Consider the following 25,694-nt stretch of genomic DNA (forward strand, 5'->3'; position numbering starts at 1 on the left):
CCGTCCCATATTGGAGCAGGGGACGGGTCGACCGGAAGGGGTTGGAGAATTCCACCGGGCGACTTACGGCAATTGTCAATTGTCCGGCGTTTCACTTCTACAACTTGAACACCTGGTGACAGCGACTGAACATCTGCCGCGCCCGATCCACCCAATCATTGGCCAAGGCATCGAAGTCGGCCTGGGTGATACGACAGGTCAGAGGAAGATCACAGACCCCGGCGAGGCATGGACGCGGCCCGCGTACATCCCATACGGAAAGCATGGGGTTCAATTGTTCCGTATTCCACGCGTTCGAAGCGGCGGCGGCGACGGCGAGTTGGTCCTGCCGCAGGAAATGCCCGTCCGTGGCGAAGGCGACGAGAAGTTTCCTGGTCGTCATGAATCTGACCGTGATGGTCCGCCCCGCCTCACGGAGGTCGAATTGCAGGGAGACGGACACGGTGTCGTGGACCGTGTGGTAATTCCGTCGCGCCACCCAGTTCTGCACGAGTTGCCGCCAGTGCGTCCCGATGTCGTAGATCTCAGGACGCCCCGGGTAGGACTCGCGCCCCGGGTAGGACTCGCGCCCGGGGTGGGAGTCCCGCCCCGGGTAGGACCCACGGCCCGGATAGGAGTCACGGCCCGGATAGGAGTCAGGCACCGTCACGGACCACCGCCTCGGCGACCATGGCGTCGGTCAGCCCGGCGTCGAGCAGAGCCTGGGCGTGCAGCAGCAGACAGGAGGGCACGGACTCACTGGTGGTACGCCGCAGGTGACGCTCCTTCAACTCCTCGTACCGCACCTCGATGGTCCGGGCGACCTGGGGCGGAGGCCAGGCGGCCACCGTGGGCTGCTCTGTGACCAACTCCGCCAGGATCTCGGTCAGTTGCGGCCGTTCCTCGGGGCGCTTGGCGAGACAGCGCGCGATGAGGGGCCGCAGCCCCTCCGGCACGCCGTCGAGTCGCGGCTTCCCCCGGATGACCTCGGCCCGCACCCCCTCCCCACTGCCGTGCGGGGGACGCCCGGTGAGCGCGTACACGAGCACCCCGGCCAGTGCGAAGACATCACTCGGCGGCCCGACCCCGGCCCCGCGTATCTGCTCCGGGGACATGTACGACGGTGTGCCGACGACGACACCGACCCGGGTCAGGCCCGGCGCGCCGTCGACACGGGAGATACCGAAGTCGATGACACGGGGTCCGTCGCTCGCCAGCAGTACGTTCGCGGGCTTGAGGTCACGGTGGACGACATGGGCGGCGTGGATGGCCTGCAGCGCCTCGACCAGTCCGGCGCCGAGGGGTCGCACCTGGGCCTCGGGGAGGGGCCCGTCCGCGCGGACCGCCTCGGCGAGGGAGGGGCCGGGGACGTACAGGGTCGCCAGCCAGGGCAGTTCGGCGTCCGGGTCCGCGTCGACCACGGCCGCGGTGTACGCACCGCTCACCACGCGGGCGGCGGCGACCTCCCGCGCGAAGCGTTCACGGAATTCGGGTTCCGCGGCGAGTTCCGGTCGGGCGACCTTGACCGCGACCTCGCGACCGGCGGGTGAACGGCCGAGATAGACCCAGCCCATCCCGCCCGAACCGAGCCGCCCCACGATCTTGTACGGGCCGATCTTCATGGGGTCACTTACGGGTGTACGCACCCCCGGCTCACCTCATTTCGGGGTTCGGTGCGGATGTCCCGCAGTGTCCCGCGATTTCCCCCGCGAGGCAGCCGTTTTGTCCCGTCACCGCCCGTACCGGTTACCGCCACCGGGCCGCACCGGGGCCGTTCCGGGGCCACACCGGGGCGAGCACCCACTCGGCCCCCACCGCCCTCCGAGGCGCCCGCGGCTCTCCGGGGCCGAACGCCCCGCGCACCGCCCGGAATCCCACCACCACAACCGGGCTGCGTGCGCGCCGAGTGCGCTCCCGGGTACCGACCAGTGTGCGCCTGCGGCGCCCGACTTCGCTGCCCGTGCGCTCTGCTCCCCGGCGGCGATGTGCCACACGCTGGATGCCCGGACGCGAGGCGAATCCACCGGAGGGGGCACACCGTGGGTGAGTGGAAGCAGGGGAAGTGCGGTTGGCCGACGGCGGCCGGGCGTCGCTGTCAGAACAAGACGCTGAAGGGCACGTCACGTTGCCACCTCCATCAGGGGGACTGGACGAAGCGTGGCCAGGCCGGACTGAAGAAGCGCGCGAGCAGGCGCCGCAGGAAGTGATCGCGCCCGGAGGGCCCGGTCCGCCGCTGGTCCGGGACGGGCTCTCCCCTACGACGGTGCGATCGCCTCGAGCCACTCCTCGACCGTGAGCACCTCCGCCCACTGCGGGAACAGCCTCTCGGTCAGGAACCGGTGGACCTCGGGGTCCGTGTCGAGGCAGGCATCCGCCAGGACCGTCAGGCCGAAGTCCAGGTCGACGGCGTGCCACAGCGTGGACAGCACCACGGCGCTGGTGGCGATGCCGGTGAGGACAAGGCTGTCGATGTCACGGGCCCGGAGCACCAGGTCGAGGTCGCTGCCCGAGAACGCGCTCCCCCGCCTCTTGGTCACCACGGCATCGCCCTCCCGGGGCGCCACGTCGTCATGGATCCCGGTGCCGGGGGCACCCTCGGTGAACAGACCGGCCCGCACGATGGTGCTCATGACCTTGTTGCGGGGGCTGACTCCGGGGTCCCCCGCCGGTAACGCCATCCTCACGTAGATCACCTCGACCCCCGCAGCCCGGGCACCGTCGATCGCCCCGCGCAGACGCGGCAGATATCCGGAACCACCGCGGTCGGCGATGGCCACGACGTCCCGTTGGACGTCCATCACCAGGAGTGCGCTGTTCCCCATGCCCGCCGCCCCTTCTCCTGCTGAGTGGGAGATACAACGGCAAGTCTGGTCGAACAGCCGCTCCCGGGCGGGGGTTTCGAGAATCCTCACCGAGCGAGCCCGGCGGCGCAGGCACGGCCGGAGGGCGGCGCAGCCTCATCTGTACCGCGGCCGCTCGCTGCACAGGGCCCAGATGATCAAGCCGTAGACCGCGATCAGCACGACCGACCAGACCGGGTAGTACGGGAGGGCCAGGAAGCTGGTGATCAGGAGCAGTCCCGCGAGGGCGACTCCGACGACGCGGGCCCAGGTCCGGCCGTTGAAGAGGCTGACGCCGACCAGCACGGCCAGGGCACCGAGCAGCAGGTGGATCCATCCCCAGCCAGTCGGGTCGAACTTGAACACGTAGTTCGGCGTGTTGACGATGATGTCGTCGTCGGCGATGGCCACGATGCCTCGCAGCACATCGAGGGTGCCTCCGATGATCAGCATGACCGCGCCGAACGCCACAAGGCCGCCGGCCCATGACGCGGAGCGCTGGTGGGACCGGGACCGGGACCGGCGTGGGTAGGTCGTCTGAGCCATGGTGTGTCTCCCTGTCACTTGCGCGCCTGTCACTCGCGCGTGGGTCACCGGGTCAGGTGAGGATCAGGACGATGAAGATCACGCACACGACGATGTTCACGAGCCAGCTGTGCGTGTTGGTCCAGTCGCGGATCCTGGGTATGGCGGCTTCGGCGTGGTGGCCGAACAGCAGGCGGATCAGCAGCGGAAGCGCCGCGACGAGGACGGTCAGGGCGATGAACGGCAGTGCCGAGGCGAACGACGCGTCGTTGTGGATCAGATTGACGCCCACGGTCATCATGATCACGATGTCGGACGGCATCGCCAGGATGACCATCAGCGCGATCTTGAACGCCTTGCGCGGGTCGGCGTTCATCAGGGTGCCGAGCCATTTCGGCGGTTCGACGCTCTCGCGTTTGATCCAGTTCTTGAGTGCGGCGGCGGCCAGGAGCGCGACCAGCACGTACTGGATGATGTGGCCGACGGAACCCTTGTCGGAGGGGTCACCGAAGTCGACGGCGTTGTCGAGAGCGGCTGCGATGCCCATCATGACGGCCACACCCGCCGTCGTCGCGATGGCGATGCCGCTCAGGAACCCCAGGGAGACCCTGACGGCTCTCGGTGTCGTCACGAAGATGATGGCCGAGATGATCTGCGGCCCGACCATCATGGTGATGGCGAGCGGCAGGATGTGCAGACCGTTCATGACTGGTCGTCACCCGCTGAGGACGGCGCGCTTCTGGTCCTCGAACTCCGCCTCCGTCAGCACTCCCTGGGCTTTCAGTTCACCCAGCTCTCGCAGCTGGGCGATCTTGTCCCCCGAGGACAGGGCCGCGGTCTGGGCCGGGGACTGGGCGGCGGGTGCGGGGTGCGGTGCGTACTGGGCGTCCTGCGTGGCCCACCGGCCCGCCTGGCGCCGGGACACACGGTTCGACACCGCCGTCGCCGTGCCCGCGACGACCGCGGTGCGGGCGACTCCGCGAATGAGACCTGGCATGATCGGCACCTCCTGTGCTCCGCGCCCGTTCACGACCCGGCGCCGGCTTCGGCCTCCACCGCGTCCAGCGCCGCGATGAGGTCCTGGACGGGAATTCTTCCGACGGCCACGAGCCGGGCGCCGTTGCGGCGCAGTGCTCGGGCGAAGGGTGCGGCCCAGCGGTTCTCGTACAGCAGGATGGCGGCCGTACTGCCGGCCCCGATCGCCCGCCCGGCCTCTTCGATGTCGTCCTGACCGAGCAGTCCCGAGGTGGCGCCCTCGAACACCCTGAGGCCGGAGTCCTCGCCCCGGGCCAGGTCTACGAGGTCCACCGCCGCGACGGAACCGTCTCCCTCCTTGCGGACGAAGACGAGGTCGAGGATGCGGATCAGCCCCCGGTCGACCAGGTCGACCAGGTACGGCAGGGCCTCGCCCGTGGGGCGGCTGCCCGGGTACTCGACCACCAGGTAGTCGACGGGACCGATGTCGTCGAATGCGCTGCTCTCGCTGCTCACGGCAACTCCTCATGACGCGCGGGTACCCAGCACCCCTCCGCTCCGCGCACCGGCTGCCGCGGCCGCGAGACCGGGAGACCGGGAGACCGGGAGGGTGGGGGATCGAGGATCAAGGCGATCAACGGGATCGGGGGCGTGGTGGCATCCCGGTGACGGTCCCGCGACACCCCTGGGGCAACGACGCCCTCATCCAGTGCACCACCCGATGGTGGGATCCGCATATCGGTCGGCCCCACCCCCGTGACCTGCGGCGGGGCGGGGGCCTCACATGAGGCGGACGGGGCACCCGCCATGCGTCGTCCGTCCTCCCTGGATACGGTGGACAAGCAGGAAAAGACATGACAAAACGCATCACCGATCGGTTCTGATCGACGATGGACGGGATTTCGCCCGCCCCGCCCACGCCGACCGCCCCGGCGGCGGACGCCACGGCAGTGACGCCGGCGAACGCCCCGAACCGCGGAAACCCTTCTCGCCCAACCGCTGCCCCGACCGGAATCCCTGCCCCCGACCGGAAACCCTGCCCCCGGACCGGAATCCCAGCACCTGGGCCGAATCCCTGCCCCCAGGCCCCGGCTTCTGCCCGTGCCCCCGTGCCCCCGTGCACTCAGCCGAGTGCCTGTCCGCTCCACCAAGGGGAGATCCATGGCTTCTTCAGGTGGCTCGTCATCGGCCTCCGAGGGTGCCGGTCGTCCGCTCGCCGGGCGTCCGCTGAGCACCGCGGAACAAGACGAGTACGAACGACTGCGCAAGGCGGCCCACCGTCGCCACCGGCGTCTGCGCTACACGGCCACCTCCGTACTGCTGCTCCTGGCCTTCCTCTTGGCGCCGCTCGCCGTGGTCGCCGCCTGGGTGGACTCCGAGGTCTCCGACACAGACCGGTACGTCCAGACCGTCGCCCCCATCGCCACGAAGCCCTCCGTCCAGAACACCGTGACCGACCGGCTCACCAAACGCGTGGTCGACAACGTCGATGTCGCCGCCTTCACCGACGCCATCGCACGGACGCTGCAGAAGGAAGGGGCGCCGCCTCAGGTGGTGCAGGGCGCCGAGGCACTGACCGGCCCGCTGAAGAGCGCGCTCAACTCGGCCGTCCACTCGGTCGTGCACAAGGTGGTGACCAGCGACCGGTTCGCCGAGGTGTGGGACGACGCCAACCGGCGGGCCCACGCCGCCGTGGTCAAGGTCCTCACCGGCGAGGGCGGCAGTGCCGTCCAGGCCGGAGACGACAGCGTCGACCTGAATCTCGGCACCGTCATCGAGGAAGTCAAGCAGGACCTGGTGAACGCCGGTTTCGACCAGGCCTCGAAGATCCCCGACGTCGACAAGACGATCACCCTGTTCCGGACCGACAAGCTGAACGAGGCCCAGGACGCCATGCGGCTGCTGAAGGTGCTCGGCACCTGGCTCCCCGTACTGGTGCTGGTCCTGGCGGCGCTCGCCGTCTGGAGCGCGCCCGCGCACCGCGTGGCGCTGATGGCGACGGCCATCGGCATCGGGGTCATGATGATCGTGCTGCTCGTCGGCCTCGCCGTGATGCGCCAGGTGTATCTGGACTCCGTCCCCTCGACCGCCCTGCCACGGGACGCCGCCGCCGACATCTACGACACCTTCCTCCGCTTCCTCCGGAACAGCACCGTCACCGTCCTGGTCATCGCCGTGATCACGGCGTTGGCCGCGTACCTGTACGGTCCCGGGCGCGGTGCCCGGTGGGTCAGACGGGGCGTGGCCGGCGGGACCGGGGCCACCGGGCGGGCCATGGCACGGCACGGGCTGCGCACGGGCGCCGCCGGCCACTGGCTGGACACGCACGCGAAGTGGACCACCGGCATCGCCATCGCCGGCGGCGCGCTCACCCTGATGCTGTGGAACTACCCCACCCCCGGCGCGGTGGCGCTCGTCCTCGGCATCGTCGTCCTCGTGCTGATCGTCCTCGGCATGCTCGCCGCGGCCTCCGGCACGGCGGAACACCCGGGCGCCGACGACCAGGTGGTGTCCACCCCCGGGTGAGACGTCCCCTCCGTGGTGATGCCGTCCGGCCTCCGGCCGCCCTCAAACCCTGTTGACGATCAGCAGGCAGAGCACCGACTGGGCGCACCACTGAACGATCACGGCCCCGTACCTGGCGGGCGCCCATCGCGTGCGCGGCAGCGCCGCCGCCGTGAGGCCGAGTGCCACGGAGGACCAGAAGAAGGCGTGGAGCACACCGTCGGGGAGGGTCGGGCAGCCCTCGCCGTAGTTGAGGCAGCGGCCGGCCTCCTCGCTCAGGAACGACAGGACGTACGACGCCCCGACCATCGGGAGCAGCAGGACGAGCCCCAGACCCGCCCACAGGCTGAGGGTCCGTTGGGGGTTCGGGGCGGAGGGGCGCGGAGCGTTCGCGGGGGCGCGCCCTTCCGGGGTTGCGGAAGCGGTGTTCATGCCACGATTCAACGGGCCGCGCCGGTCCGGGTGATCGGCTCCCGTACTCAACCCGCCTGGGTACGCGTCCTCAACGCCTCCCGCACGATCGCCTCCAACTGCTCGTGATGCGCGCCCTTCCAGTACGCCCGCCCGCAGTCACCGCACTGCGCGAACACGTCGTACGACCGCTGTGTGCCGTGCTCCAGGCGGTCGGCCACCTCTTCCTTCGTGGCCGGCCTCAGCAGTCCGTTGCAGGCGGTGCAGCGGGTCCACGGCCGTAGCTCGGGCGCGAACCGGTCCAGTACGTCGCGCAGTTGTTCGTCCGGCTGTGTGCTGTAGATGTACGCCCCGGCCCACAGCTCGCGCCGCCGCAGCAGCCCCCGGTCGCGGCTGAGCATCACGCGCCGCTCGCCGGCGGACCGCTGGGCGAGCGCCGGGTCGCCGATGTCGGTCGACTCGTACGCCGCGTCGACACCCAGCAGCCTCAGCCGCCGCGCGAGTGTGCCGAGGTGGACGTCCAGGAGGAAGCGGAGGGGTGCGCCCGGTACCGGCTGGGGGCGCTCCACCGGGCGTACGGTCACCGACTCGGCGGCCGTCGGAACGTGTGACACCGGCACCTCACGCCCGTCCACGACCAGCGCCCCGACCTCGGTCAGCGGGACGCCCAGGGACTCGATGACATGGCCGAGCGTGGAGACCCCGTCCGTGGCGAGCGGGGTCGCGCCCCCGCGGCGGTGGGGCGGGACGAACAGGGCCAGCTCGGGGCCGACTTCGACATGGATCTCGGGACCGTTCACCTGGTCAGGATGGCACGGGGCCCGCGCGGGTGGCCTGCCCTTTGTTCGGGGCTCCGCCGTTTCGGCAGGTCCTCGACCCTATTGTTTCGGGAGGTCCCTGAAGGTGGCGAGGGCGCGGTCGAGCAGTTCCGGAAGATCATCGCGGAAGTCCTGCTCGGCCCAGTAGATCATCGCCTCCAGCAGGGCCCCCGTCAGACTCATCGCGTAGACGCGGACCTCCAGGTCCGCGGCGTCGCGCCCCGTTCTCTCGGCCAGTGCCCGGCACAGCAGGCGGCCCGTGACGGACATGCTCTCCATCAGCCGCGAGCGCAGCGCGGGCACCTCGACCATGAGCCGGATGCGCTGGGTCATCTCGTCCTGCTCGGAGGGCGAGTTGCCGGCCATCGCCATGGACATACCCTTGCGGATCGCCCAGCGCAGCGACTCCAGGACCGGCTCGTCCGCCGGGCGCTCCCGGAGCAGGTCCTCCACCAGCCGGTCGTACTCGTCCGTCAGGACGATGTCCTCCTTGGTGGGGAAGTAGCGGAAGACCGTGGACGGCGACACCTCGGCGCGGTCGGCGATCTGCTCGACCGTGGTGGCCTCGTACCCCTGTTCCCTGATCAGGGCGTAGGTGGCGTCCCTGATGGCGATCCGCGTCCGGAGCTTCTTGCGCTCCCGCAGCCCCAGATGGCGAGCGGCCTCGGGCAGAGGGGTTCGTGCCGTGGTCATGCCGTTCATTGTCGGCCATCGGTGTCCCCGGGGGCCACGGCCGGATCCGGGGCCCTTCTCGCCCTGCCGGTACCGGGTCCCCCCCCGGCGGGACGGCACGGGAGCGGCCTGCCCGGCGGGTCCGGCGTTCGGCAACAGCGGCGCTGTCAGGGCCGCCGTCGCAAAAACAGCGGCCATGAAATGACAGTAGCTCTCAAAATCAATGGACTGTCAATAGAAAGCCCCTCCCCCGATGTGGGTCACGCGGCGCGGGCACACCAAAACGGCCACGGCTCGAAAGCCGTGGCCGTGCCGGAGGGGAGAGATCCGCTACGCGTGCCCGTAGGCCACCAGCGAGATGCCGATGTAGTGCACCACGAACGCGGCGAGCGTCAGCGAGTGGAAGACCTCGTGGAAGCCGAACCACCGCGGGGAGGGGTTGGGCTTCTTGATGCCGTAGATCACGCCGCCGGCGCTGTAGAGGAGCCCGCCGACCACCACGAGGACCAGGACGGCGATACCGCCGGTGCGCATGAAGTCGGGCAGGAAGAAGACGGCGGCCCAGCCCATCGCGATGTAGCAGGGCGTGTAGAGCCAGCGCGGGGCGCCGACCCAGAAGACCCGGAAGACGATCCCCGCGAGCGCGGCGCCCCAGATGCCCCACAGCAGCCACTGCCCCTTGGCCCCGGGCAGAAGCAGCATGGTCAGCGGCGTGTACGTGCCCGCGATGATCAGGAAGATGTTCGCGTGGTCGAGCCGGCGCAGGACGCCGTCCATGCGGGGGCTCCAGTCACCCCGGTGGTACAGCGCGCTCACACCGAACAGCAGGCAGGCCGTGAGTGCATAGATACCGCAGGCAATACGCCCCCGGGTCGAGTCCGCGAGGGCGGTGAGCACCAGGCCGGCGACGAGCGCGGCCGGGAACATGCCGAGGTGCAGCCAGCCGCGGAGCTTGGGCTTTATCTCGTGGAGTTCATCCGTGATCTGGTGGGCGATCTGTTGCGGCAGGGAACGCGCGTCCGGACGGCGGCGGTCGGCCGGCGTCTCCGTGGGCGCGTCGGGGACGGGCGCAGTCATGTTCGGCATCGTACCTACGGAACCGTAACTTGCGGGATGGCGCAGGCTGTTCAAACCCTGGGAAGTGTCCATCGTCTCACGCGGACGCCCCGGTGGGCATACCCGGATGAATTCCGGACACACGCGGTGAAGCGATGGTGACCCACGGAAACGTCCCGGACCGAAACGGATGAGTGGCGATCCTCACGGTGCTCACGTGTGAGGCCCTCTGGACATATGGGCACTCTCGTCGGATGATCAAATGAGTGCGGTCGGCACCGGATGAGCGCCCAAAGATCCAACCGTGAAGCATCCGGGCCGCAGCCCCCACGGGGCCTCCAACAAAAAATCCCTCATTTAGGAGCAATCGTGGCGCGCGACATCGCGGCTCCCTCCACCACCGTCCCCACCACCCACCGAGAACTGATCTCCTGGGTGAACGAGATCGCTGAACTGACGCAGCCGGACAACGTGGTCTGGTGTGACGGATCCGAGGCCGAGTACGAGCGCCTGTGCGAGGAGCTCGTCCAGAAGGGCACCTTCCGGAAACTCGACCCCATCAAGCGCCCGAACTCCTACTACGCGGCCTCCGACCCGACCGATGTCGCCCGGGTCGAGGACCGCACGTTCATCTGCTCGGAGAAGGAGCAGGACGCGGGTCCGACCAACCACTGGAAGGCCCCCGCCGAGATGCGGGACATCTTCCAGGGCGAGAAGGGCCTGTTCCGCGGCTCCATGCGCGGCCGGACGATGTACGTCGTCCCGTTCTGCATGGGCCCCCTCGGGTCGCCGCTCTCCGCGATCGGCGTGGAGATCACGGACTCCGCGTACGTCGCCGTCTCCATGCGCACGATGACCCGGATGGGACAGCCGGTCCTGGACGAGCTGGGCTCCGAGGGCTTCTTCGTGAAGGCCGTGCACACCCTCGGCGCCCCGCTGGAGCCCGGCCAGGAGGACGTCCCCTGGCCCTGCAACAGCACCAAGTACATCTCCCACTTCCCCGAGAGCCGCGAGATCTGGTCGTACGGCTCCGGCTACGGCGGCAACGCGCTGCTCGGCAAGAAGTGCTACGCCCTGCGCATCGCCTCCGTCATGGCCCGTGACGAGGGCTGGCTCGCCGAGCACATGCTGATCCTGAAGCTCACGCCGCCGCAGGGCGAGTCGAAGTACGTGGCGGCGGCGTTCCCGTCGGCGTGCGGCAAGACGAACCTCGCGATGCTGGAGCCGACGATCTCCGGCTGGACCGTCGAGACGATCGGCGACGACATCGCGTGGATGCGCTTCGGCGAGGACGGCCGGCTCTACGCGATCAACCCCGAGGCCGGCTTCTTCGGCGTCGCCCCCGGCACCGGCGAGCACACCAACGCCAACGCCATGAAGACGCTGTGGGGCAACTCGGTCTTCACCAATGTCGCGCTGACGGACGACGGCGACATCTGGTGGGAGGGCATGACGGAGGAGACCCCCGCGCACCTCACGGACTGGAAGGGCAACGAGTGGACGCCGGCGTCCGAGACCCCGGCCGCCCACCCCAACGCCCGCTTCACCGTGCCCGCCTCCCAGTGCCCGATCATCGCGCCCGAGTGGGAGGACCCCAAGGGCGTCCCGATCTCCGCGATCCTCTTCGGCGGCCGCCGCGCCACCGCCGTACCGCTGGTGACGGAGTCCTTCGACTGGAACCACGGCGTCTTCCTCGGCGCGAACGTGGCGTCCGAGAAGACGGCGGCGGCCGAGGGCAAGGTCGGCGAACTGCGCCGCGACCCGTTCGCGATGCTGCCGTTCTGCGGCTACAACATGGGCGACTACATGGCCCACTGGATCGACGTGGCCAAGGACAAGGACCAGTCGAAGCTGCCGAAGATCTACTACGTCAACTGGTTCCGCAAGGACGACCAGGGCAGGTTCGTCTGGCCGGGCTTCGGCGAGAACAGCCGCGTCCTGAAGTGGATCGTGGAGCGCCTGGACGGCAAGGCGGAGGGCGTGGAGACGCCGATCGGCATCCTGCCGACGGCCGACGCGCTCGACACGAACGGCCTCGAACTGTCCTCGTCGGACCTCGACTTCCTGCTGACCGTCGACAAGGAGGTGTGGCGGGAGGAGGCCGCGCTCGTCCCCGACCACCTCAACACCTTCGGTGACCACACGCCGAAGGAACTGTGGGACGAGTACCGGGCACTGGTGCGCCGCCTGGGCTGATCCCCTCGCATGACTCCGCGGCCGGCCGTCTATGGGTTGCCCTGACCAGCGACGTCTCCTCGGCCGGCCGCGGTTTGCCCGACTGCGTGCAAGCGCGGGACCGCCCCACGACCGCGAGGGAATCCGGCCCTTCGTCGAATCCGCGCCAAGGGCGGTCCTCCGCGCGCCTCTTCCTCCCGGGGTGCCCGGGGCGGCCGGCACATCCGGGGACCCCGTTCACCGAGAGCGCTTTCCCGGACTCCGCTGACGGGCTCGACGGATCTATGATGCAGCGCCATCGGGGAACAGGGGGGCACATGAGCCAGGAAACAGGGTGCGCATCGTTCGGGACGGGCTGCGCAGGGTGCCTGATCCTCAGCGCCATCGGCCTCTTCCTGGGAGCACTCGCCTGGCAGTCGCTGGACCTTGGCCCCCTGCTGTTCGCCTTGCTCGTCGCCGTCGCCCTGTGGGGCGTGTGGCGCTACCAGGACGCGGCGGAGAAACGCCGACAGGGCCCGGACGCCGCTGACAACGACTCACACTGAACCCTTGCCGTGCCCAGTGGCACATGCCGGGGCGGGCGGCCGTCGTCGACCCGCCCGCGAACACCGCCACCTCTGATGCGATCCGCCGCACAGGGCAGGGCCGGCCTCCCGCTCCTGCCCGCTCGATGAAGCGGTCACCTCGCGAAGAGCCGCGTTCACGACCTTGACTCGCACGGTCACCGCCGGGCGATCATGGTCGCGGTGCCGGTGTCGCCACGCGCGCCCTCACGGCGCTCACCGCGTGGGCCCTGGACGAGATCGGCTTCCACCGGCCGGAGCTGGATCACTCGACGCGCAGCCCTGCCTCCTGCAGAGTCGCCACCAAGTACGGGCGGACCATGTCCTGTTCCGGCGGGGCAGAGAAGTCGGATCGCTCGCGGCCACCCCAGGGTACGGCTTGCCGGCTTCCAGCCACCCGGCGTTCAGGCGGGTGTACGCCCGACGCCCAAGCGACTCCGCGGCCCATCGGACACGGCCTGAGCCTCGATGGGTGCGGCCGACCTGGCGGCCTGCTCGATCTTCGCGCAGTAGGCCGCACGGGCTTCCTCGTCGATGTGCTTCTCGTTCTCGGCGCGCACCCCGGTCCGGCCGTCGAGGCTCTCGCGCAGGATATCGGCGTGCCCGGCATGCCGGATGGACTCGCCGAGGACATGGACCATGACGGCGAACAGGTTCGTGTTGGGACAAGGCTCCGGCCACCACGGCACGTGGCCGGGGGCGTCGAGGGGAAGCTCGTTGATCGTCGCGTCCGAGTGTTCCCACGTGCGCCGGTAAAAGCCCACGATCTGATCCCGGGTCTCGTCCTCGGCAGCCCACAGATCGCTGCCGTCGTGGTCCTGCCAGCGGGGCAGCGGTTCCGGGGAAGGGCGGTCGAAGACCTCGCCGAAGTACCTGGCCTCGACGGTGGCCACGTGCTTGACCAGGCCGAGGAGGTTGGTCCCGGTCGCTGTCAAAGGTCGGCGGGCGTCGTATTCGGACAAGCCGTCGAGTTTCCAGAGCAGCGCCTCGCGGTCCCGCCGCAGTCTCCCGTGCAGATTGCCTTTCGCGAATTCATCGATCACGTGGCATGAGCCTGCCATGGGCTACCCGTGGTCTCAAGATCCCGCACGTGGTCCGCGACGGCTGTCGGCGGCCGTCAGTTGGCGGGCGTCGCCCGGTTCGGCTGTGGCGCCGGCCGGGCGCGGGCGGCGCAGCCGCTCCTGGGTGCGCAGCAGTTGCCCACCGGTCGCCACGGGCGACGGCCCCGTACCCGACGAAGTGGCGTCGCATACGGGGCCGTCGCCCGGCAGTTGCGCGGTGCTCGGGGCGGCGGCGTGCGCCGCCCCCCCTCGTCAGCCCCGCCGCACGTCCCCCTTCCCGCACGCCAGCCCGTCCCGGTTGCGGTCCAGGCTCAGCGGGTCGTCCTTGCCGTTCAGTTTCAGGCGGCCGTAGTCGTTCTCCTTCAGCCAGGCGCAGCGGGACGCCGTCGTGTTCTTGACCTCCGCCGGGAAGGCCGTCGGGACGCAGACGTTCGCGGAGCCGTAGTGGCGGTCGCAGCCCGCGAGCGTGGGGCTCACCTTCTTGTACCTGGTCTTCTTCTGCGGGCCCGTGGTCTTGCCCTTCAGGGCGTCCGCGAAGTCATGGACGTGGGCCGACGGGGTCTCGCCCGAGGCCTGCGCCATGGCTGAGGGGCCTTGCAGGTGGACCCATTCCGCCACCGACGGGACGCCGTTGGCGTCCACCGCGAAGAGCATGTACCAGCCGGGCGGTGCCAGGTTCGGGTTGCTCGTCACGTTGAGGTCCACGTTGTTGCCGTCGACCGAGAGGGGCAGGTCCACGTAGCGCTGGTTCGGGTCGGAGGAGTGGGTCACGGCCGCGGGGCGGATCAGTTCCGCCTTCGCGATCGGGCGGTCCACCGTGATGCGCTGCGTGTCCCCGTACACCCACTCCTTGTCGATCAGTGAGGTGATCTTCGGGCGGGGCCCCTTCAGGAGGTACGGAGGCGTGTAGATCGACACGTTGTGGTTCCACGAGCCGTTGCCCGGGTTGTCGCCCGTCGCCATCACGCGGCCGTCGGGGAGCAGGAACGCCGAGGAGTGGTAGCCGCGGGCCTCGGGGTCCGCCGCCACCGGGTCGAACGTGTTCGTCGCCGGGTCGTAGAGCGATGTCTCGAAGACCGGGTTCGCGCGGTTGTGCAGGCCGCCGCCCGTCTCCAGGACCTTGCCGTCGGGCAGGAGCACCGCGGAGACGTACATCTTGCCCTGGTCGCCCGTCTGGGCGACCTTGCCGTTGCCGAGGTCCACCGTGCCCTGCGGGATCGGCGGGCCTGCGACGTACGCCGGGTTCGGGGCCTTGAGGTCGATGACGTCCGTCAGGCGGTTCGCCTCCGGGTTGGACTCGATGTTGCCGCCGCCGAGGGTGAGGACCTTCTGGTCCTGGGCGGGGGGCAGGAGCACGCTCGCGGACTGGTCGCGCTCGTCCTTCTTCTGCAGGCCTGGGATCTGGGTGATCGTGTTGGCGCCGTAGTCGTAGATCGCCGAGCCCGTGCCGGGGATGTTGTTGCCGAAGACATGGCTGCCGGAGTAGAAGAGGCGGCCGTCCTGCATGAGGATCATCGACGGGTACAGGCCCCAGTACGACCAGGTCTGGTTGACCTTCCAGAGTTCGAGCCACTTCTGCTCGGCGTCCGACCACAGCTCGGCCGTCACCGAACCCGTGGAGTCCTCGCGGAGGCCGCCGAAGGAGATAACGTCGCCGTTGCCGAGGATCGTCGCCGACGGGTACCAGTGGCCGTCGTTCATGTCGTTGGTCTTGCTGTAGGTCTCGGTGACCGGGTCGAAGACGTACGAGTCCTTGTAGCCCTCGTAGCCGTGCGAGCCGTTGGCCGCCGGGTACGCCTTGTTGCCGCTCATCACCAGGACACGGCCGTCGTCCAGTTGGACGTGGCCCGCGCAGAACATGTCGTCCGGCGTGGGGATCTGCTTGTACGTGCCGTTCTTCGGGTCGTAGACCGCCGAGGTGAACGTGCCCGCCTCGAACATCTCCTCGCTGTTGCCGGAGCCGGCGATCAGCAGCACCTTGCCGTTGTTGAGGACGACGGAGTGCATGGAGCGGACGGGGTTCCGGGTGGGCAGGACGTCCCAGCGGCCGTTCGCGCACTCCGCCGGTGTGCCGGTGCACTCGGGTTCGGGGACGGGGTCGGCGACCTGGTCCATCGTGTAGTCGTCGGTGGTGACGGAGCCGGTGCCGTAGACGGAGACGCCCCAGGTGATGCGGTCGGTGCCCGGGGGGATCTCGGGGGTGCGGACCGACGCCTGGGTCCAGTCGGCCGCCATGTCCAGGGTCTTCAGGTCGGTCCAGTACTGCCAGCCCGCCGTGGTGTCGTGCCGGAAGAGGGTGACGGACGTGTCCGGGGTCGTCGACTTGTACCAGAGGCTCAGGTCGTACTGCTTGCCGACCGACACCGAGGGGGCGCAGGCCGCGGACTCGGTGATCAGGGCCTTTCGGTCGCCGGAGACCCGGCGGGTCAGCTCGACCTTCATGGCCTTGCCGCCGGAGTGGGCGTCCGCCACGGTGGTGAAGGTGAAGTCGTTGTCGCCCCAGCCGGACTTCTCCCAGCAGTACGGCATGTCCGCCGCGCCCGATGGGCCCGCCGTCTCGAAGCCGGCGTTCTGGACGAGGTTGGCGGCGGACGCGGACTGGGGCGAGACGAGGAGGAGGCCGGAGGCCAGGGCCCCGACGGCCAGCAGGGCGGTTCTGCGTCTGGGCCTGATCCGTATCGACAGGCGGCGCTTCAGGCGGCTCTTCATCGTGTTCTCCTTGCGGACTCGGCCGGCTCGGACCGCTGCTCGGCCTCCGTGCTCGCGGCCGGCCCGGTCCCCCGTCCGGCCTTCTGCTCCCCGCCGCGCTCCCCACGGCGAGGCTTCCTGCGGGGCAGGTAGACGAGCGCCTCCGTGCCCACGAAGCGCAGGACGAACGTCGTCACCAGGGCGAGCGCGGTGGCGGGCAGTGCCCCCATGCCGAACTGGCCGACGAACAGGGCGATCAGCGGGATGCGCAGCACCAGGTCGGCGTTGGCGAGCAACGCGAACCGGCCGATGCGGTCCCAGCCCCTGCGGTGCGCCCGCCGCTCGCGGAAGCACAGGTGCTCGATGAGGAAGAAGTTCCAGACCACCCCGAGCTGGTTGGCGAGGATCTCGGCGGGGAGGTAGTGCATGCCGGCCGAGGTCAGCGCGTACAGGCCGGCCAGGTTCGGCAGGAAGCCGGTGACGCCGATCAGACCGAAGACGATCATGCGGGCCAGTGGTGAGGCGGTGCGCAGGCCGGCCAGATGGCGCAGGAACCTGAGGCCCTCCTGCGCGGTCGACTTGGACTCGCCGGCGAAGCGGTCCTGGAAGACGAAGGGCACCTCGGTGACCTGGCGGGGGCGGCTGCGTACGGCGAGTTCGAGGAGGATCTTGTAGCCGAGGGGCTGGAGGATCTCGGCGGTCACGACACTGCGGCGGATCGCGAAGAAGCCGCTCATCGGGTCGCTGATGCCGTGCAGCCGGCGCGGGAAGAGGGACTTGGTGAGCCAGGTCGCTCCCCGTGAGACGGCGACGCGGTAGCTGCCGGCGAGCCCGGCGCGGCTGCCGCCCTTGATGTAGCGGGAGGCGACGACGAGGCCCGCCGCCGACCGCTCCCCGGTCGCCACCAGCTCGGGCACGAGGGAGGGAGGGTGCTGGAGGTCGCCGTCCATGACGACGATCCAGTCGGAGGTGGCGGCCTTCATGCCCTCGACGACGGCGCCGCCGAGTCCGCCGGTCGGGCGGTCGCGGTGCAGGACGGTCACCGGGAACGGGCAGTCCTGCGCCGCCTCGTCGATGACGTCGGGGGTGTCGTCGGTGGAGTCGTCCACGAAGACGACCTCGCACGGCAGCCGGGCGGGCACCGTCTCGGTGATCTGGTGGAGCAGCTCCCGTACGTTGGCGGACTCGTTGAAGGTGGGGACGACGATGGTGACGGCCCCGGGCTCGGGCACCTCGGCCCCGCGGACCGCCGGATCGCCCAGCTCGTCCGGGACGACGGACTCGTAACCGCTGCTCATCGGTCGCCTCCCGCGGCCTGGATCCTGCGGATCTCGATGCGGTCCTCGCCGGTGCCGAAGGTGGCGACCGGCGTGGAGTTCTCCATCGCGGCCCGTACGTTGGGCAGGTCGACCGCGTCGCGCCGTACCGTCGGGGAGGCGACCACGTAGTCGAGGTCGCGCCAGCCGCGCGGCATCGTCTTCGTGACCGCCGGGTCGAGGTCGGCCTTGTAGAACCAGATGACGCCGAGGCCGGGCTTGTAGCCCTCGTGGACGAGGTCGAGCCAGAGGGCGTCGTCGACGAGGACCCGGGTGGCGCCTGGGTCGTCGACCTCGCTGCCGAGCCACTTCGCGGCCTGCTGGTAGGGGGCGTTGGCGTTGAAGGTCATGGCGGTGCGGTTGCCGTCGTACCAGCGGGGGACGACGTACACGGCGGCCGCGGCGGCGAGGGCGACGGCCACCGCGTACCGCGTCCAGGTCAGCGGCCGCCTCTCGGTGGCGCTGCGCCGGCGGCGCAGTACGCCGTGGACGACGCTGGCCGCGCCGCCCGCGAGGACCAGGGCGAGGAAGGGCAGCGCCTGGATGACGTACATCGCGGGCAGATAGCCGGGGCGCAGGGCCATGCCGGCGAGGATCGCGACGGCGAGGGCGGGCCCGGCGAGCGCGCGGGCGGTCACCGACCAGCGCCAGGTGACCAGGAGCAGCAGGGCGCCGGCGAGTCCGCCGAGGGGCAGGACGCGGTCGTAGTAGAGCCAGGACTGCAGAACGCCGTACGAGCCGGTGCCCTCGGTGAGGATGAAACCGGAGCCGGGGCGGCTCATCTGGTAGACGATGCCGTCCCAGAGGGAGACGTGGCCGTCGCCGGGGAACAGCTCGCCCTTGAGGAGGGCGAACAGCGGGTACGAGACGCCGATCAGGGTGCAGGCGGTGATGGCGCCGGTGATGGCGAACTTGCGGGTGTCCCGGTGGCTGTGCCGCCACATGGTGAGCAGCACCGCGGGCAGGACGAGGAGCATCGTCTCCTTGGTGAGGACGGCCGCGGCGGCGGCGATGCCCGCGCCGAAGTGGTGCCAGAGGTGACGGCTCGGGGAGGCGGCGAGGCAGAACGCGAGCAGCGTCCACATGACCGCGATGTTGTCGAGGAAGATCTCCCGCTGGAGGACGACGGACAGCGGGGAGAGTCCGAAGAGTGCCATGCCGAGTCCGGCGGCCCAGCGGGGCAGCGAGAGGCGGCGGCCGAGGACGTAGACGAGGATCGCGCTGACGGCGCTGACGACCAGCATCACCGCGCGCATCGAGCCGACGGTCATCGACTCGGGGGCGAGCTGGGCGGGGATCCAGGTCAGGACGGCGATCTGGATCCAGCCGAGGGGCGGGTGGTCGTACCAGTACGTGTAGTGGGCGAGTCCTCTGCCTTCCTGGACGGCCCAGGCCTGGGCGAGGTAGGTGCCCTCGTCGTCGCTGAGGGTCGGGTAGTCGGCGATGTTCCAGCCCTGCACGATCATGATCCCCACGAGGAGGAGTCCGCACAGGAGCAGGTCGGGGCGCGAGTCGCGCAGGCGGCCGGGCGAAACGGAAGGAGTCGTTCGACCGGTCGAACGGGCTGTGGGCGCAGCTGTCCGCTGCGCGGGGACCTTGACTTCCGTCTTGGTCGCCGCGGGAAGTGTGGAGGTCACGCAGGAACGTCCTCTCGGTTCACGTTCGCGAGATGTGCTCCGACATGGCTGGTCAACTCCCAGTCATTGCGGCCGCGTTGCTCACGCCACACGGCGCGGACGGCGGCGAAGGCGAGGAGCACCTGGTAGAACGGGCCGCCCACGACGAGCTTGACGTAGTGGGAGAACCGGACGCGGAGGCCGTACTGCTTGCCGAAGTCGTGCAGTCCGACGACCTCGAACACGAAGGTGACGAGGGCGGTGACGGCCGGCAGGAAGGTGATGAAGGCGATGCCGACGGGCACGTCGAGGAAGAGCGCGATGGCCACGTTGAGCGGGATGATCACCCCGGAGACGGCCTGCAGATAGGGCGTCATGAGGGTGTAGCGGGCGAGCAACCGCTGCCGGAATCCGGGCAGCTGCTTCCAGTCACGCTTGCGGTAGACCTGGAGGAAGCCCTGGTTCCAGCGGGTGCGCTGTTTCATCAGCGACATCAGGCTGCCGGGGGTCTCCTCGCGGGTGACCATGTCGGAGTCGTAGGCGACGACGACCTTCTTGCCGACGCTGGAGAGGCGTACGCCCAGGTCGCAGTCCTCGGCGAGGCAGTCGGGGTCCCAGCCGCCGGCGTCGCGCAGCACTCCGGTGCGAACGAAGACGGTGTTGCCACCGAGCGGGATGAACCCTTTCTGCGCATGCAGATGGAGCCGGGAGCGGAACCAGAAGAAGTACTCCAGGCAGTTGCGCAGGCTGTACCAGCTGGAGTGGAAGTTGATGAGCTGCACTCCGCCCTGGACCACGTCCGCGCCGGTCGTGCGGAAGGCGTGGTCGACGTGGGAGAGCAGCTCCGGGTGGACCTGGTCCTCGGCGTCGAAAACGCCGACGACGTCACCGCGGCAGTGCGGCAACGCCGTGTTCATGGCTTTCGGCTTGTTCTTCTTCTCATGATGGTCGACGACGACGCGGACGCGCGGGTCCCGCGCCTCGGCCGCCCGGGCGACCGCGGTGGTCTCCGGGTCGTCGTGGCCGACGATCACGATGATCTCGAAGTCGTCGTGGCCGGATTCGAGCAGTCGTTGGATGGTGTGGTCGAGCACGGCCTGTTCATGGCGTGCGGGCAGCAGCAGCGAGAACGACACATGTTCGTCCCCGTCCGGTCTGCTGAACCGGGTGGAGGCGAGCACTTCGGGCGTGCGCCACGCGTGCATCTGCCACCACAGCGTGAAGGCCGCCATCCAGAACAAGGCCAGCGAGACGACGGCAATGAAGACTGACGTCAGCAAGAAAGATCCCCCCAGATCTCAATACCCCCTGCCGCGACGGGAGTTCGCACCCTGACGGGACGTCACTCCTGTCGCGTACCAGTGCCGAGACTAGGGGGAAACTGTGAATCCCGGGGACCCTTCCGATAAATAGCGTGTTTCCGAACGACAGACACCACAATCGGACGTGTCCGAACACTCACCCAATTCAAGCCAGTTGTTCGACCTCGTCCCCGCACGTCAGGGGGCGTTTTTCAGCCGTCCAGCGCTGTTCGCAGGGCCGTACGAAGACGGTCGATGTCGGTCGTGGGAGCGTCACATGTGAAGTTACGGCAGACATAAGCGGTCGGTTCACCGCCGACCAGCGGACGGCCGACGAGCAGCGGCAACTCGTCGCCATCCTCTTCCCCCACGGCGACGACCGCGCCCGGCGCCCTACCGAGCAGCGCCGCGCGGTGCAGCTCCTTCGTCCGGGGATCGCCCTCCGGTCCTACGATCGCGACCTCGCGAGGCCCGTCGAGCAGGGCCTCGGCGGTTGCCAGCCCCCACCCGATGAACCTCGGCGCCCGCGGCCCGAGCGCCTTCACCACACCCAACGCCCGCTCGGCCGCCGCCCGATGGGGCTCGGACCCGGTGTGCGCGGCGTAGGCCAGCAGCGCCCCGGCCGCCGCGCTCCACCCCGAGGGAACGGCGTTGTCGGTGGGGTCCTGGGGCCGCCGGATGAGCTTCTCCGCGTCGGCCGCCGTGTCGAACAGCGCGCCGGACCCCTCGTCCACGAACCGGGCGAGCACATGGTCGAGCAGGAACCCCGCGAACTCCAGCCAGACACCCTCGCCGGTCACGGAGGCGAGTGCCAGGAACCCCTCGGCGACGTCCGCGTAGTCCTCCAGCACCCCCGCGTGGCCCCCCGCCCGTCCGTCCTTGCTGGTACGGGCGAGCCGCGCCTTCTCGTCCAGGTGCAGCCGTACGAGGAGGTCTGCGGCGGTGATGGCGGCGTCCACGAGGTCGGGCCGGTCGAAGTAGGCGCCGGTCTCGGCCAGCGCGGCGACGGCGAGCCCGTTCCAGGCGGCGACGATCTTGTCGTCCCGGCCGGGCGCTGGGCGCTCCGCACGGGCACGAATGAGCCGTTCCTTGACCGACTCGATCCGCTCGGCGTCGAACACCCCCTCCTGTTGGGGGAGTTGCAGGACGGAGGCTCCGTGCTCGAAGGTGCCCTCCTCGGTGACGCCGAAGTACTGGGCGGCAAGCCGCCCGTCCTCCTCCCCCAGCACCTCCGTCAGCTGCTCCGGGGTCCACACGTAGTAGGCGCCCTCGACGTGCCGGCCGGTCCCGTCGTCACTGTCGGCGTCGAGCGCGGAGGCGAACCCGCCCTCGGCCGTGCGGAGTTCACGGACCATGAAGTCGGCCGTCTCCAGCGCCACCCGCCGGGCGAGCTCGGAGCCGGTGGCCCGCCACAGGTGGGCGTAGACCCGGCAGAGCAGGGCGTTGTCGTACAGCATCTTTTCGAAGTGCGGCACGACCCACTCGCGGTCGACGGAGTAGCGGGCGAAGCCGCCACCGAGCTGGTCGTAGATGCCGCCGCGGGCCATGCGCTCGCAGGTGTCCCCCGCCATCTGCAGCGCGCCCTCGGAGCCGGTGCGGGCGGCGTGCCGCAGCAGGAACTCGATCACCATGGACGGCGGGAACTTCGGTGCCCCGCCGAAGCCGCCGTGGGAGGCGTCGTACTCGCGGGTGAGGCCGAGCAGCGCCTGGGCGAGGTCCTGCCCGCCGGGCACGTCGACGGCGGCGAACTTCAGCTCCCGGCCGGCCAGATCCCGGACGATCTTCCCGGCCACCTCGGCGACCTCGTCCCGCCGGTCCGCCCAGGCCGCCCGGACCCCCTCCAGCACCTGCCGGAAGGAGGGCATGCCGTGGCGGGGCGCCGGGGGGAAGTACGTGCCGAAGTAGAAGGGCTCGGCGTCCGGGGTGAGGAACACGGTCATGGGCCAGCCGCCGTGCCCGGTGGCCGCCTGCACCGCCTCCATGTAGACGGCGTCCACGTCGGGCCGCTCCTCGCGGTCGACCTTGACGCTGACGAAGTGGGCGTTGAGGTAGGCGGCGGTCTCGTCGTCCTCGAAGGACTCGTGGGCCATGACATGACACCAATGGCAGGAGCTGTACCCGACACTGAGCAGGACGGGCACGTTCCGCTTGCGCGCCTCTTCGAACGCCTCGGCCGACCAGGGCCACCAGTCCACCGGGTTCTCGGCGTGCTGGAGGAGGTAGGGGGAGGTCTCGTGGGCGAGTCGATTCGGCATGCGGTCCATCATTCCGCAGTACCCCTCCGGGGCAGGACGGCACGCGCCTCGGGGGAGGCGGATGCGCGCGGCGGCACGCGCCTCGGGGGAGGTGACCGTGTCTCGTCTCAGCGGGTGCGGGGCGTCACCAGGCCGGACTCGTAGGCGAGGACGACCAGCTGGGCGCGGTCGCGGGCGCCGAGCTTGGTCATGGCCCGGTTGACGTGGGTCTTCGCGGTCAGCGCGCTGATGACCATGCGGTCGGCGATCTCGTCGTTGGACAGGCCGTGCGCGACCAGGGCCACGGCCTCGCGTTCGCGGTTGGTCAGCTCCTCCAGCCCCGGACCGACTACGGGCCCGGGCGGCTGGGTGACGTACCGATCGATCAGCTTGCGGGTGATCGACGGGGCCAGCAGGGCGTCACCGCGGGCGGCGACCCGTACGGCGTGCAGGAAGTCCTCCGGGACGACGTCCTTGACCAGGAACCCGGCGGCGCCCGCGCGCAGCGCGTCGAGGACGTACTCGTCGAAGCCGTAGTTGGTGAGGATGACGACGTGCACCCCGGCGAGGGCCGGGTCCTCGGCGATGCGGCGGGTCGTCCCGATGCCGTCGAGGACCGGCATCCGGATGTCGACGAGCGCGACGTCCGGCAGGTGCGCCCTGACGAGGGCCAGCCCCTCCTCGCCGTCACCGGCCTCGGCCACCACCTCGATGTCCTCCTCGGCGTCGAGCAGCGCACGGAAGCCGCTGCGCAGGAGCGGCTGGTCGTCGACGAGCAGGACGCGGATCATGAGGGCTGCTCGGCGGGGCGCTGCGAACGGGGGGCGATGCGGTTCCGGCCCGGGGCGGGGGCGGGGGCCGGGGCGGGGGCGGGGGCGGGGGACGCGGTGGGGGCGCCGTCTGCGGGAGCTCCGGGGTCGGTGGTGCGGCCGGCCTCGGCGCGGGGTGCCGTCCGGACGGTGGGGCCGGTGTCGGCGGCGGGGAGTTCCGCGCGGGCCGTGGGGCGGGTGTCGACCGGAAGCTCCGCACGGACGGTGAAGCCGCCCTCGTCACGTGGTTCCGCGCGGAGGCGGCCGCCGAGGGCGGTGACCCGTTCCCGCATGCCGAGCAGGCCGACCCCCGGCACGACGGGGGTGTGCGGGGCGGCGCTTCCGTCGTCGTCGACGCGGAGCGCGAGGATGTCCGGGCGGTGCTCGACACGGACCGACGCCGAGGTCGCCGAGGCGTGCCGGGCGACGTTGGTGAGGGCTTCCTGGACGACGCGGTAGACGGTCCGTTCCACGGCCGCCGGCACGTCCCGGCGCTCCCCCACGACCGTCAGCGTCGTGTCCAGACCGGTCGCACGGGCCCGCTCCACCAGCTCCGGTACGTGGTCGAGTCCGCGCGGCGGGCTCGTGTGGTCGTCGCGCAGCGCCTCCAGCGTGGCCCGCAGCTCCCGGTTCGCCTCCCGTCCCGCCTCCTGGATCGCCAGGAGGGCCTCGGGAACCTCCTCGCCGCGCCGACGGGCCAGATGGACGGCGACCTCGGCCTGCACCTTGATGATCGAGATCTGGTGGGTGAGCGAGTCGTGCAGTTCCCTGGCGATGTGCAGCCGCTCCTCGTCGGCGCGGCGCCTGGCGGTCTCCTCGCGGGTCCGCTCGGCCTCGTCGGCCCGCCGCTCCGCCTGCCGGAGCGCCTCCCCCGCGGCGCCGGCCGCCACCAGCCAGGCCAGTTCGAGGGCACCCCGGGCCCGCGCGAAGGCCTCGCCCGTGTCGTGCAGGGAGACCAGCGCCGCCAGGGGGAGGGCTGCCAGCAGCGCCACGGACGCGACGACGGTGACGGCGCGGTGCCCTTCCCGTACGGCGGCGTAGACGGCGAAGAGGAACGCGACGGCGGGTACGTCGAAGCCGGCCGCCTGGTAGCCGGCCGCGCTCAGCGCGGTGACGGCGAGGACGGGGACGGGGGCCCGGCGTCGCGCGGCCAGCGCGAGACCGCCGGAGGCGAGCAGTACGAAGCCGAGTGCCTCGTGAGCCGCTGCCGGATGGTCCGCCGAGACGCCGGTGACCACCAGCGTCGCCGCCACGCCGACGGCGATCGCCCAGTCCCTCACACCGGCTCGGACACCGGCCCCTCCCCCGCTCATGCGGGCACCCTAGCCGGGTCTCGCGCCGGGCGGGTCCTGCGCGAGGAGGAGGCGCCGACTACCGCGTACGCAGCACTTCCGCCCCGGCTACGACGTCCACGGCAGCAGGGCGGCACCCCCGGCGGCAGTGGAATGTGCCTGCGCCGGGAGGACGACCGGAGGCCGGGCGGACGGGCATCGTCGGGGCACGCCCGAACGGAGGAGTCGGGGCAAGCGGAACGGAAGAGGGGAACGGCATGAGCGCGTCGGGGTCGGGAGAGGCACTGCTGCTGGCGGTGGCCGGCGGTGCCATCGGGGACGGCAGGACCGGGGCCGTCGTGGCGGCGGTGGTCGCCCTGCTCGGTACGGTGATCGGCGGCTTGGCGCTGGCACGCGCCGCCGGTCGGATCGGCTGGGGAGGCGGGGCGGGGAGCGGGGCTCGGGCGGCGGCCGGGGGGAGTGCTCAAGGGGCGGGGGTCGCCATCGGTGCGGGGGTCCGGGCTCGGTCGGGGACCGCGGTCGGAGCGGGCGCCCGGGCGGGGTCCGTGCGGGGCTGGGCCGTCGCGGCGCTGGTGGTGGGGCTGGCCGGAGTGGCCCTCGGCGCGCTGCATCTGGCCACGTCCAGCGGTGGGTTCGGCACCGGCAACGGCCGGGCGGGGGCCATCGTCGCCATGGTCATCGGGGCCACCGGCATGGCCCTCGGCCGCTTGGCCCTCACCCGCTCCCGCCGCCGCACGGCCACCGGCTGAGGGGGCGGAGCGCCACCGGCTGAGGGGGCGGAGCGCCACCGGCTGAGGGGGCGGAGCGCCACCGGCTGAGGGGGCGGAGCGCCACCGGCTGAGGGGGCGGAGCGCCACC

General features: G+C 70.6%; 22 protein-coding genes and 2 pseudogenes. 5 read left to right on the top strand and 19 right to left on the bottom strand.

What is annotated here, in order from left to right; genetic code table 11:
• Window positions 1–97 precede the first annotated feature (97 nt).
• From AC067N_RS34425 to AC067N_RS34455, 7 genes are all read right to left on the bottom strand, one after another.
• Window positions 98–382, bottom strand: coding sequence for a hypothetical protein (locus tag AC067N_RS34425; RefSeq protein WP_478682863.1), 285 nt, complete (start codon window positions 380–382; stop codon window positions 98–100).
• A 253-nt stretch (window positions 383–635) separates the two neighbouring features.
• Window positions 636–1,625 carry a serine/threonine-protein kinase gene (locus AC067N_RS34430; protein WP_478682864.1) on the bottom strand — a complete coding sequence of 330 codons (990 nt, stop codon included), beginning with the start codon at window positions 1,623–1,625 and terminating at the stop codon, window positions 636–638.
• 609 nt (window positions 1,626–2,234) lie between these two features.
• Window positions 2,235–2,801, bottom strand: a complete 567-nt coding sequence (locus AC067N_RS34435; RefSeq protein WP_478682865.1) for a cysteine hydrolase family protein — start codon at window positions 2,799–2,801, stop codon at window positions 2,235–2,237.
• 135 nt (window positions 2,802–2,936) lie between these two features.
• On the bottom strand, window positions 2,937–3,365 hold the full coding sequence (locus AC067N_RS34440) for a DUF7144 family membrane protein (protein WP_478682866.1): 429 nt from the start codon (window positions 3,363–3,365) through the stop codon (window positions 2,937–2,939).
• Window positions 3,366–3,417: 52 nt separating this feature from the next.
• Entirely contained in the window at window positions 3,418–4,050 is a 633-nt protein-coding gene (locus AC067N_RS34445; protein ID WP_478682867.1) for a GAP family protein, read from the bottom strand.
• Window positions 4,051–4,059: 9 nt separating this feature from the next.
• Window positions 4,060–4,341: an SHOCT domain-containing protein gene (locus AC067N_RS34450; RefSeq protein WP_478682868.1), complete on the bottom strand. Its 282-nt coding sequence runs from the start codon at window positions 4,339–4,341 to the stop codon at window positions 4,060–4,062.
• A 29-nt stretch (window positions 4,342–4,370) separates the two neighbouring features.
• Window positions 4,371–4,835: a DUF6325 family protein gene (locus tag AC067N_RS34455; RefSeq protein WP_478682869.1), complete on the bottom strand. Its 465-nt coding sequence runs from the start codon at window positions 4,833–4,835 to the stop codon at window positions 4,371–4,373.
• Window positions 4,836–5,480: 645 nt separating this feature from the next.
• Here AC067N_RS34455 and AC067N_RS34460 point away from each other — a divergent pair.
• A complete protein-coding gene (locus AC067N_RS34460; protein WP_478682870.1) occupies window positions 5,481–6,845 on the top strand; it encodes a hypothetical protein in 1,365 nt (454 codons plus the stop codon).
• A 42-nt stretch (window positions 6,846–6,887) separates the two neighbouring features.
• Here AC067N_RS34460 and AC067N_RS34465 read toward each other — a convergent pair whose 3' ends face one another.
• From AC067N_RS34465 to trhA, 4 genes are all read right to left on the bottom strand, one after another.
• On the bottom strand, window positions 6,888–7,256 hold the full coding sequence (locus AC067N_RS34465) for a hypothetical protein (RefSeq protein WP_478682871.1): 369 nt from the start codon (window positions 7,254–7,256) through the stop codon (window positions 6,888–6,890).
• Window positions 7,257–7,303: 47 nt separating this feature from the next.
• Complete coding sequence (locus AC067N_RS34470; RefSeq protein ID WP_478682872.1) at window positions 7,304–8,035, bottom strand: Mut7-C RNAse domain-containing protein; 732 nt, start codon at window positions 8,033–8,035, stop codon at window positions 7,304–7,306.
• Window positions 8,036–8,113: 78 nt separating this feature from the next.
• A complete protein-coding gene (locus tag AC067N_RS34475) occupies window positions 8,114–8,746 on the bottom strand; it encodes a TetR/AcrR family transcriptional regulator (RefSeq protein ID WP_478682873.1) in 633 nt (210 codons plus the stop codon).
• A 309-nt stretch (window positions 8,747–9,055) separates the two neighbouring features.
• Window positions 9,056–9,802, bottom strand: coding sequence for a PAQR family membrane homeostasis protein TrhA (gene trhA / locus AC067N_RS34480; RefSeq protein WP_478682874.1), 747 nt, complete (start codon window positions 9,800–9,802; stop codon window positions 9,056–9,058).
• Between the two features lie 348 nt (window positions 9,803–10,150).
• On the opposite strand from trhA, the gene AC067N_RS34485 reads away from it, so the two are divergent.
• From AC067N_RS34485 to AC067N_RS34495, 3 genes and pseudogenes are all read left to right on the top strand, one after another.
• Window positions 10,151–11,977: a phosphoenolpyruvate carboxykinase (GTP) gene (locus tag AC067N_RS34485; protein ID WP_478682875.1), complete on the top strand. Its 1,827-nt coding sequence runs from the start codon at window positions 10,151–10,153 to the stop codon at window positions 11,975–11,977.
• 296 nt (window positions 11,978–12,273) lie between these two features.
• Window positions 12,274–12,501, top strand: coding sequence for a hypothetical protein (locus tag AC067N_RS34490; RefSeq protein ID WP_478682876.1), 228 nt, complete (start codon window positions 12,274–12,276; stop codon window positions 12,499–12,501).
• Between the two features lie 197 nt (window positions 12,502–12,698).
• Window positions 12,699–12,833, top strand: a pseudogene (locus AC067N_RS34495) (GNAT family N-acetyltransferase); the annotation flags it as partial.
• 90 nt (window positions 12,834–12,923) lie between these two features.
• Here the strand turns inward: AC067N_RS34495 and AC067N_RS34500 are convergent.
• The 8 genes and pseudogenes from AC067N_RS34500 to AC067N_RS34535 form a co-directional block, all read right to left on the bottom strand.
• Complete coding sequence (locus AC067N_RS34500; RefSeq protein ID WP_478682877.1) at window positions 12,924–13,562, bottom strand: DinB family protein; 639 nt, start codon at window positions 13,560–13,562, stop codon at window positions 12,924–12,926.
• 270 nt (window positions 13,563–13,832) lie between these two features.
• On the bottom strand, window positions 13,833–16,289 hold the full coding sequence (locus AC067N_RS34505; RefSeq protein ID WP_478682878.1) for a galactose oxidase-like domain-containing protein: 2,457 nt from the start codon (window positions 16,287–16,289) through the stop codon (window positions 13,833–13,835).
• The gene (locus AC067N_RS34510) at window positions 16,286–17,566 is read right to left on the bottom strand and encodes a glycosyltransferase (RefSeq protein ID WP_478682879.1); all 1,281 of its coding nucleotides are present in this window, start codon (window positions 17,564–17,566) and stop codon (window positions 16,286–16,288) included. Before AC067N_RS34510 ends, AC067N_RS34505 begins: the two co-directional genes overlap by 4 nt.
• Window positions 17,563–19,221 carry an ArnT family glycosyltransferase gene (locus tag AC067N_RS34515; RefSeq protein ID WP_478682880.1) on the bottom strand — a complete coding sequence of 553 codons (1,659 nt, stop codon included), beginning with the start codon at window positions 19,219–19,221 and terminating at the stop codon, window positions 17,563–17,565. The genes AC067N_RS34510 and AC067N_RS34515 overlap by 4 nt, the downstream gene beginning before the upstream one ends.
• A complete protein-coding gene (locus AC067N_RS34520) occupies window positions 19,218–20,480 on the bottom strand; it encodes a glycosyltransferase (protein ID WP_478682881.1) in 1,263 nt (420 codons plus the stop codon). The genes AC067N_RS34515 and AC067N_RS34520 overlap by 4 nt, the downstream gene beginning before the upstream one ends.
• A 233-nt stretch (window positions 20,481–20,713) precedes the next feature.
• Window positions 20,714–22,756, bottom strand: coding sequence for a thioredoxin domain-containing protein (locus AC067N_RS34525; protein WP_478682882.1), 2,043 nt, complete (start codon window positions 22,754–22,756; stop codon window positions 20,714–20,716).
• A 107-nt stretch (window positions 22,757–22,863) separates the two neighbouring features.
• Complete coding sequence (locus AC067N_RS34530) at window positions 22,864–23,526, bottom strand: response regulator (protein WP_478682883.1); 663 nt, start codon at window positions 23,524–23,526, stop codon at window positions 22,864–22,866.
• A gap of 218 nt (window positions 23,527–23,744) precedes the next feature.
• Window positions 23,745–24,857, bottom strand: a pseudogene (locus tag AC067N_RS34535) (sensor histidine kinase); the annotation flags it as partial.
• A gap of 236 nt (window positions 24,858–25,093) precedes the next feature.
• Here AC067N_RS34535 and AC067N_RS34540 point away from each other — a divergent pair.
• On the top strand, window positions 25,094–25,585 hold the full coding sequence (locus tag AC067N_RS34540; protein WP_478682884.1) for a DUF6223 family protein: 492 nt from the start codon (window positions 25,094–25,096) through the stop codon (window positions 25,583–25,585).
• Window positions 25,586–25,694 lie beyond the last annotated feature (109 nt).

Source organism: Streptomyces sp. NPDC042364 (genome assembly GCF_056437585.1).

Bases quoted from the DNA above. Each gene is read 5' to 3' on its own strand.
- AC067N_RS34425 (WP_478682863.1), bottom strand. From the start codon at position 382: ATGACGACCAGGAAACTTCTCGTCGCCTTCGCCACGGACGGGCATTTC.
- AC067N_RS34435 (WP_478682865.1), bottom strand. From the start codon at position 2,801: ATGGGGAACAGCGCACTCCTGGTGATGGACGTCCAACGGGACGTCGTG.
- AC067N_RS34440 (WP_478682866.1), bottom strand. From the start codon at position 3,365: ATGGCTCAGACGACCTACCCACGCCGGTCCCGGTCCCGGTCCCACCAG.
- AC067N_RS34445 (WP_478682867.1), bottom strand. From the start codon at position 4,050: ATGAACGGTCTGCACATCCTGCCGCTCGCCATCACCATGATGGTCGGG.
- AC067N_RS34450 (WP_478682868.1), bottom strand. From the start codon at position 4,341: ATGCCAGGTCTCATTCGCGGAGTCGCCCGCACCGCGGTCGTCGCGGGC.
- AC067N_RS34460 (WP_478682870.1), top strand. From the start codon at position 5,481: ATGGCTTCTTCAGGTGGCTCGTCATCGGCCTCCGAGGGTGCCGGTCGT.
- AC067N_RS34465 (WP_478682871.1), bottom strand. From the start codon at position 7,256: ATGAACACCGCTTCCGCAACCCCGGAAGGGCGCGCCCCCGCGAACGCT.
- AC067N_RS34475 (WP_478682873.1), bottom strand. From the start codon at position 8,746: ATGACCACGGCACGAACCCCTCTGCCCGAGGCCGCTCGCCATCTGGGG.
- trhA (WP_478682874.1), bottom strand. From the start codon at position 9,802: ATGACTGCGCCCGTCCCCGACGCGCCCACGGAGACGCCGGCCGACCGC.
- AC067N_RS34490 (WP_478682876.1), top strand. From the start codon at position 12,274: ATGAGCCAGGAAACAGGGTGCGCATCGTTCGGGACGGGCTGCGCAGGG.
- AC067N_RS34505 (WP_478682878.1), bottom strand. From the start codon at position 16,289: ATGAAGAGCCGCCTGAAGCGCCGCCTGTCGATACGGATCAGGCCCAGA.
- AC067N_RS34510 (WP_478682879.1), bottom strand. From the start codon at position 17,566: ATGAGCAGCGGTTACGAGTCCGTCGTCCCGGACGAGCTGGGCGATCCG.
- AC067N_RS34525 (WP_478682882.1), bottom strand. From the start codon at position 22,756: ATGCCGAATCGACTCGCCCACGAGACCTCCCCCTACCTCCTCCAGCAC.
- AC067N_RS34530 (WP_478682883.1), bottom strand. From the start codon at position 23,526: ATGATCCGCGTCCTGCTCGTCGACGACCAGCCGCTCCTGCGCAGCGGC.
- AC067N_RS34540 (WP_478682884.1), top strand. From the start codon at position 25,094: ATGAGCGCGTCGGGGTCGGGAGAGGCACTGCTGCTGGCGGTGGCCGGC.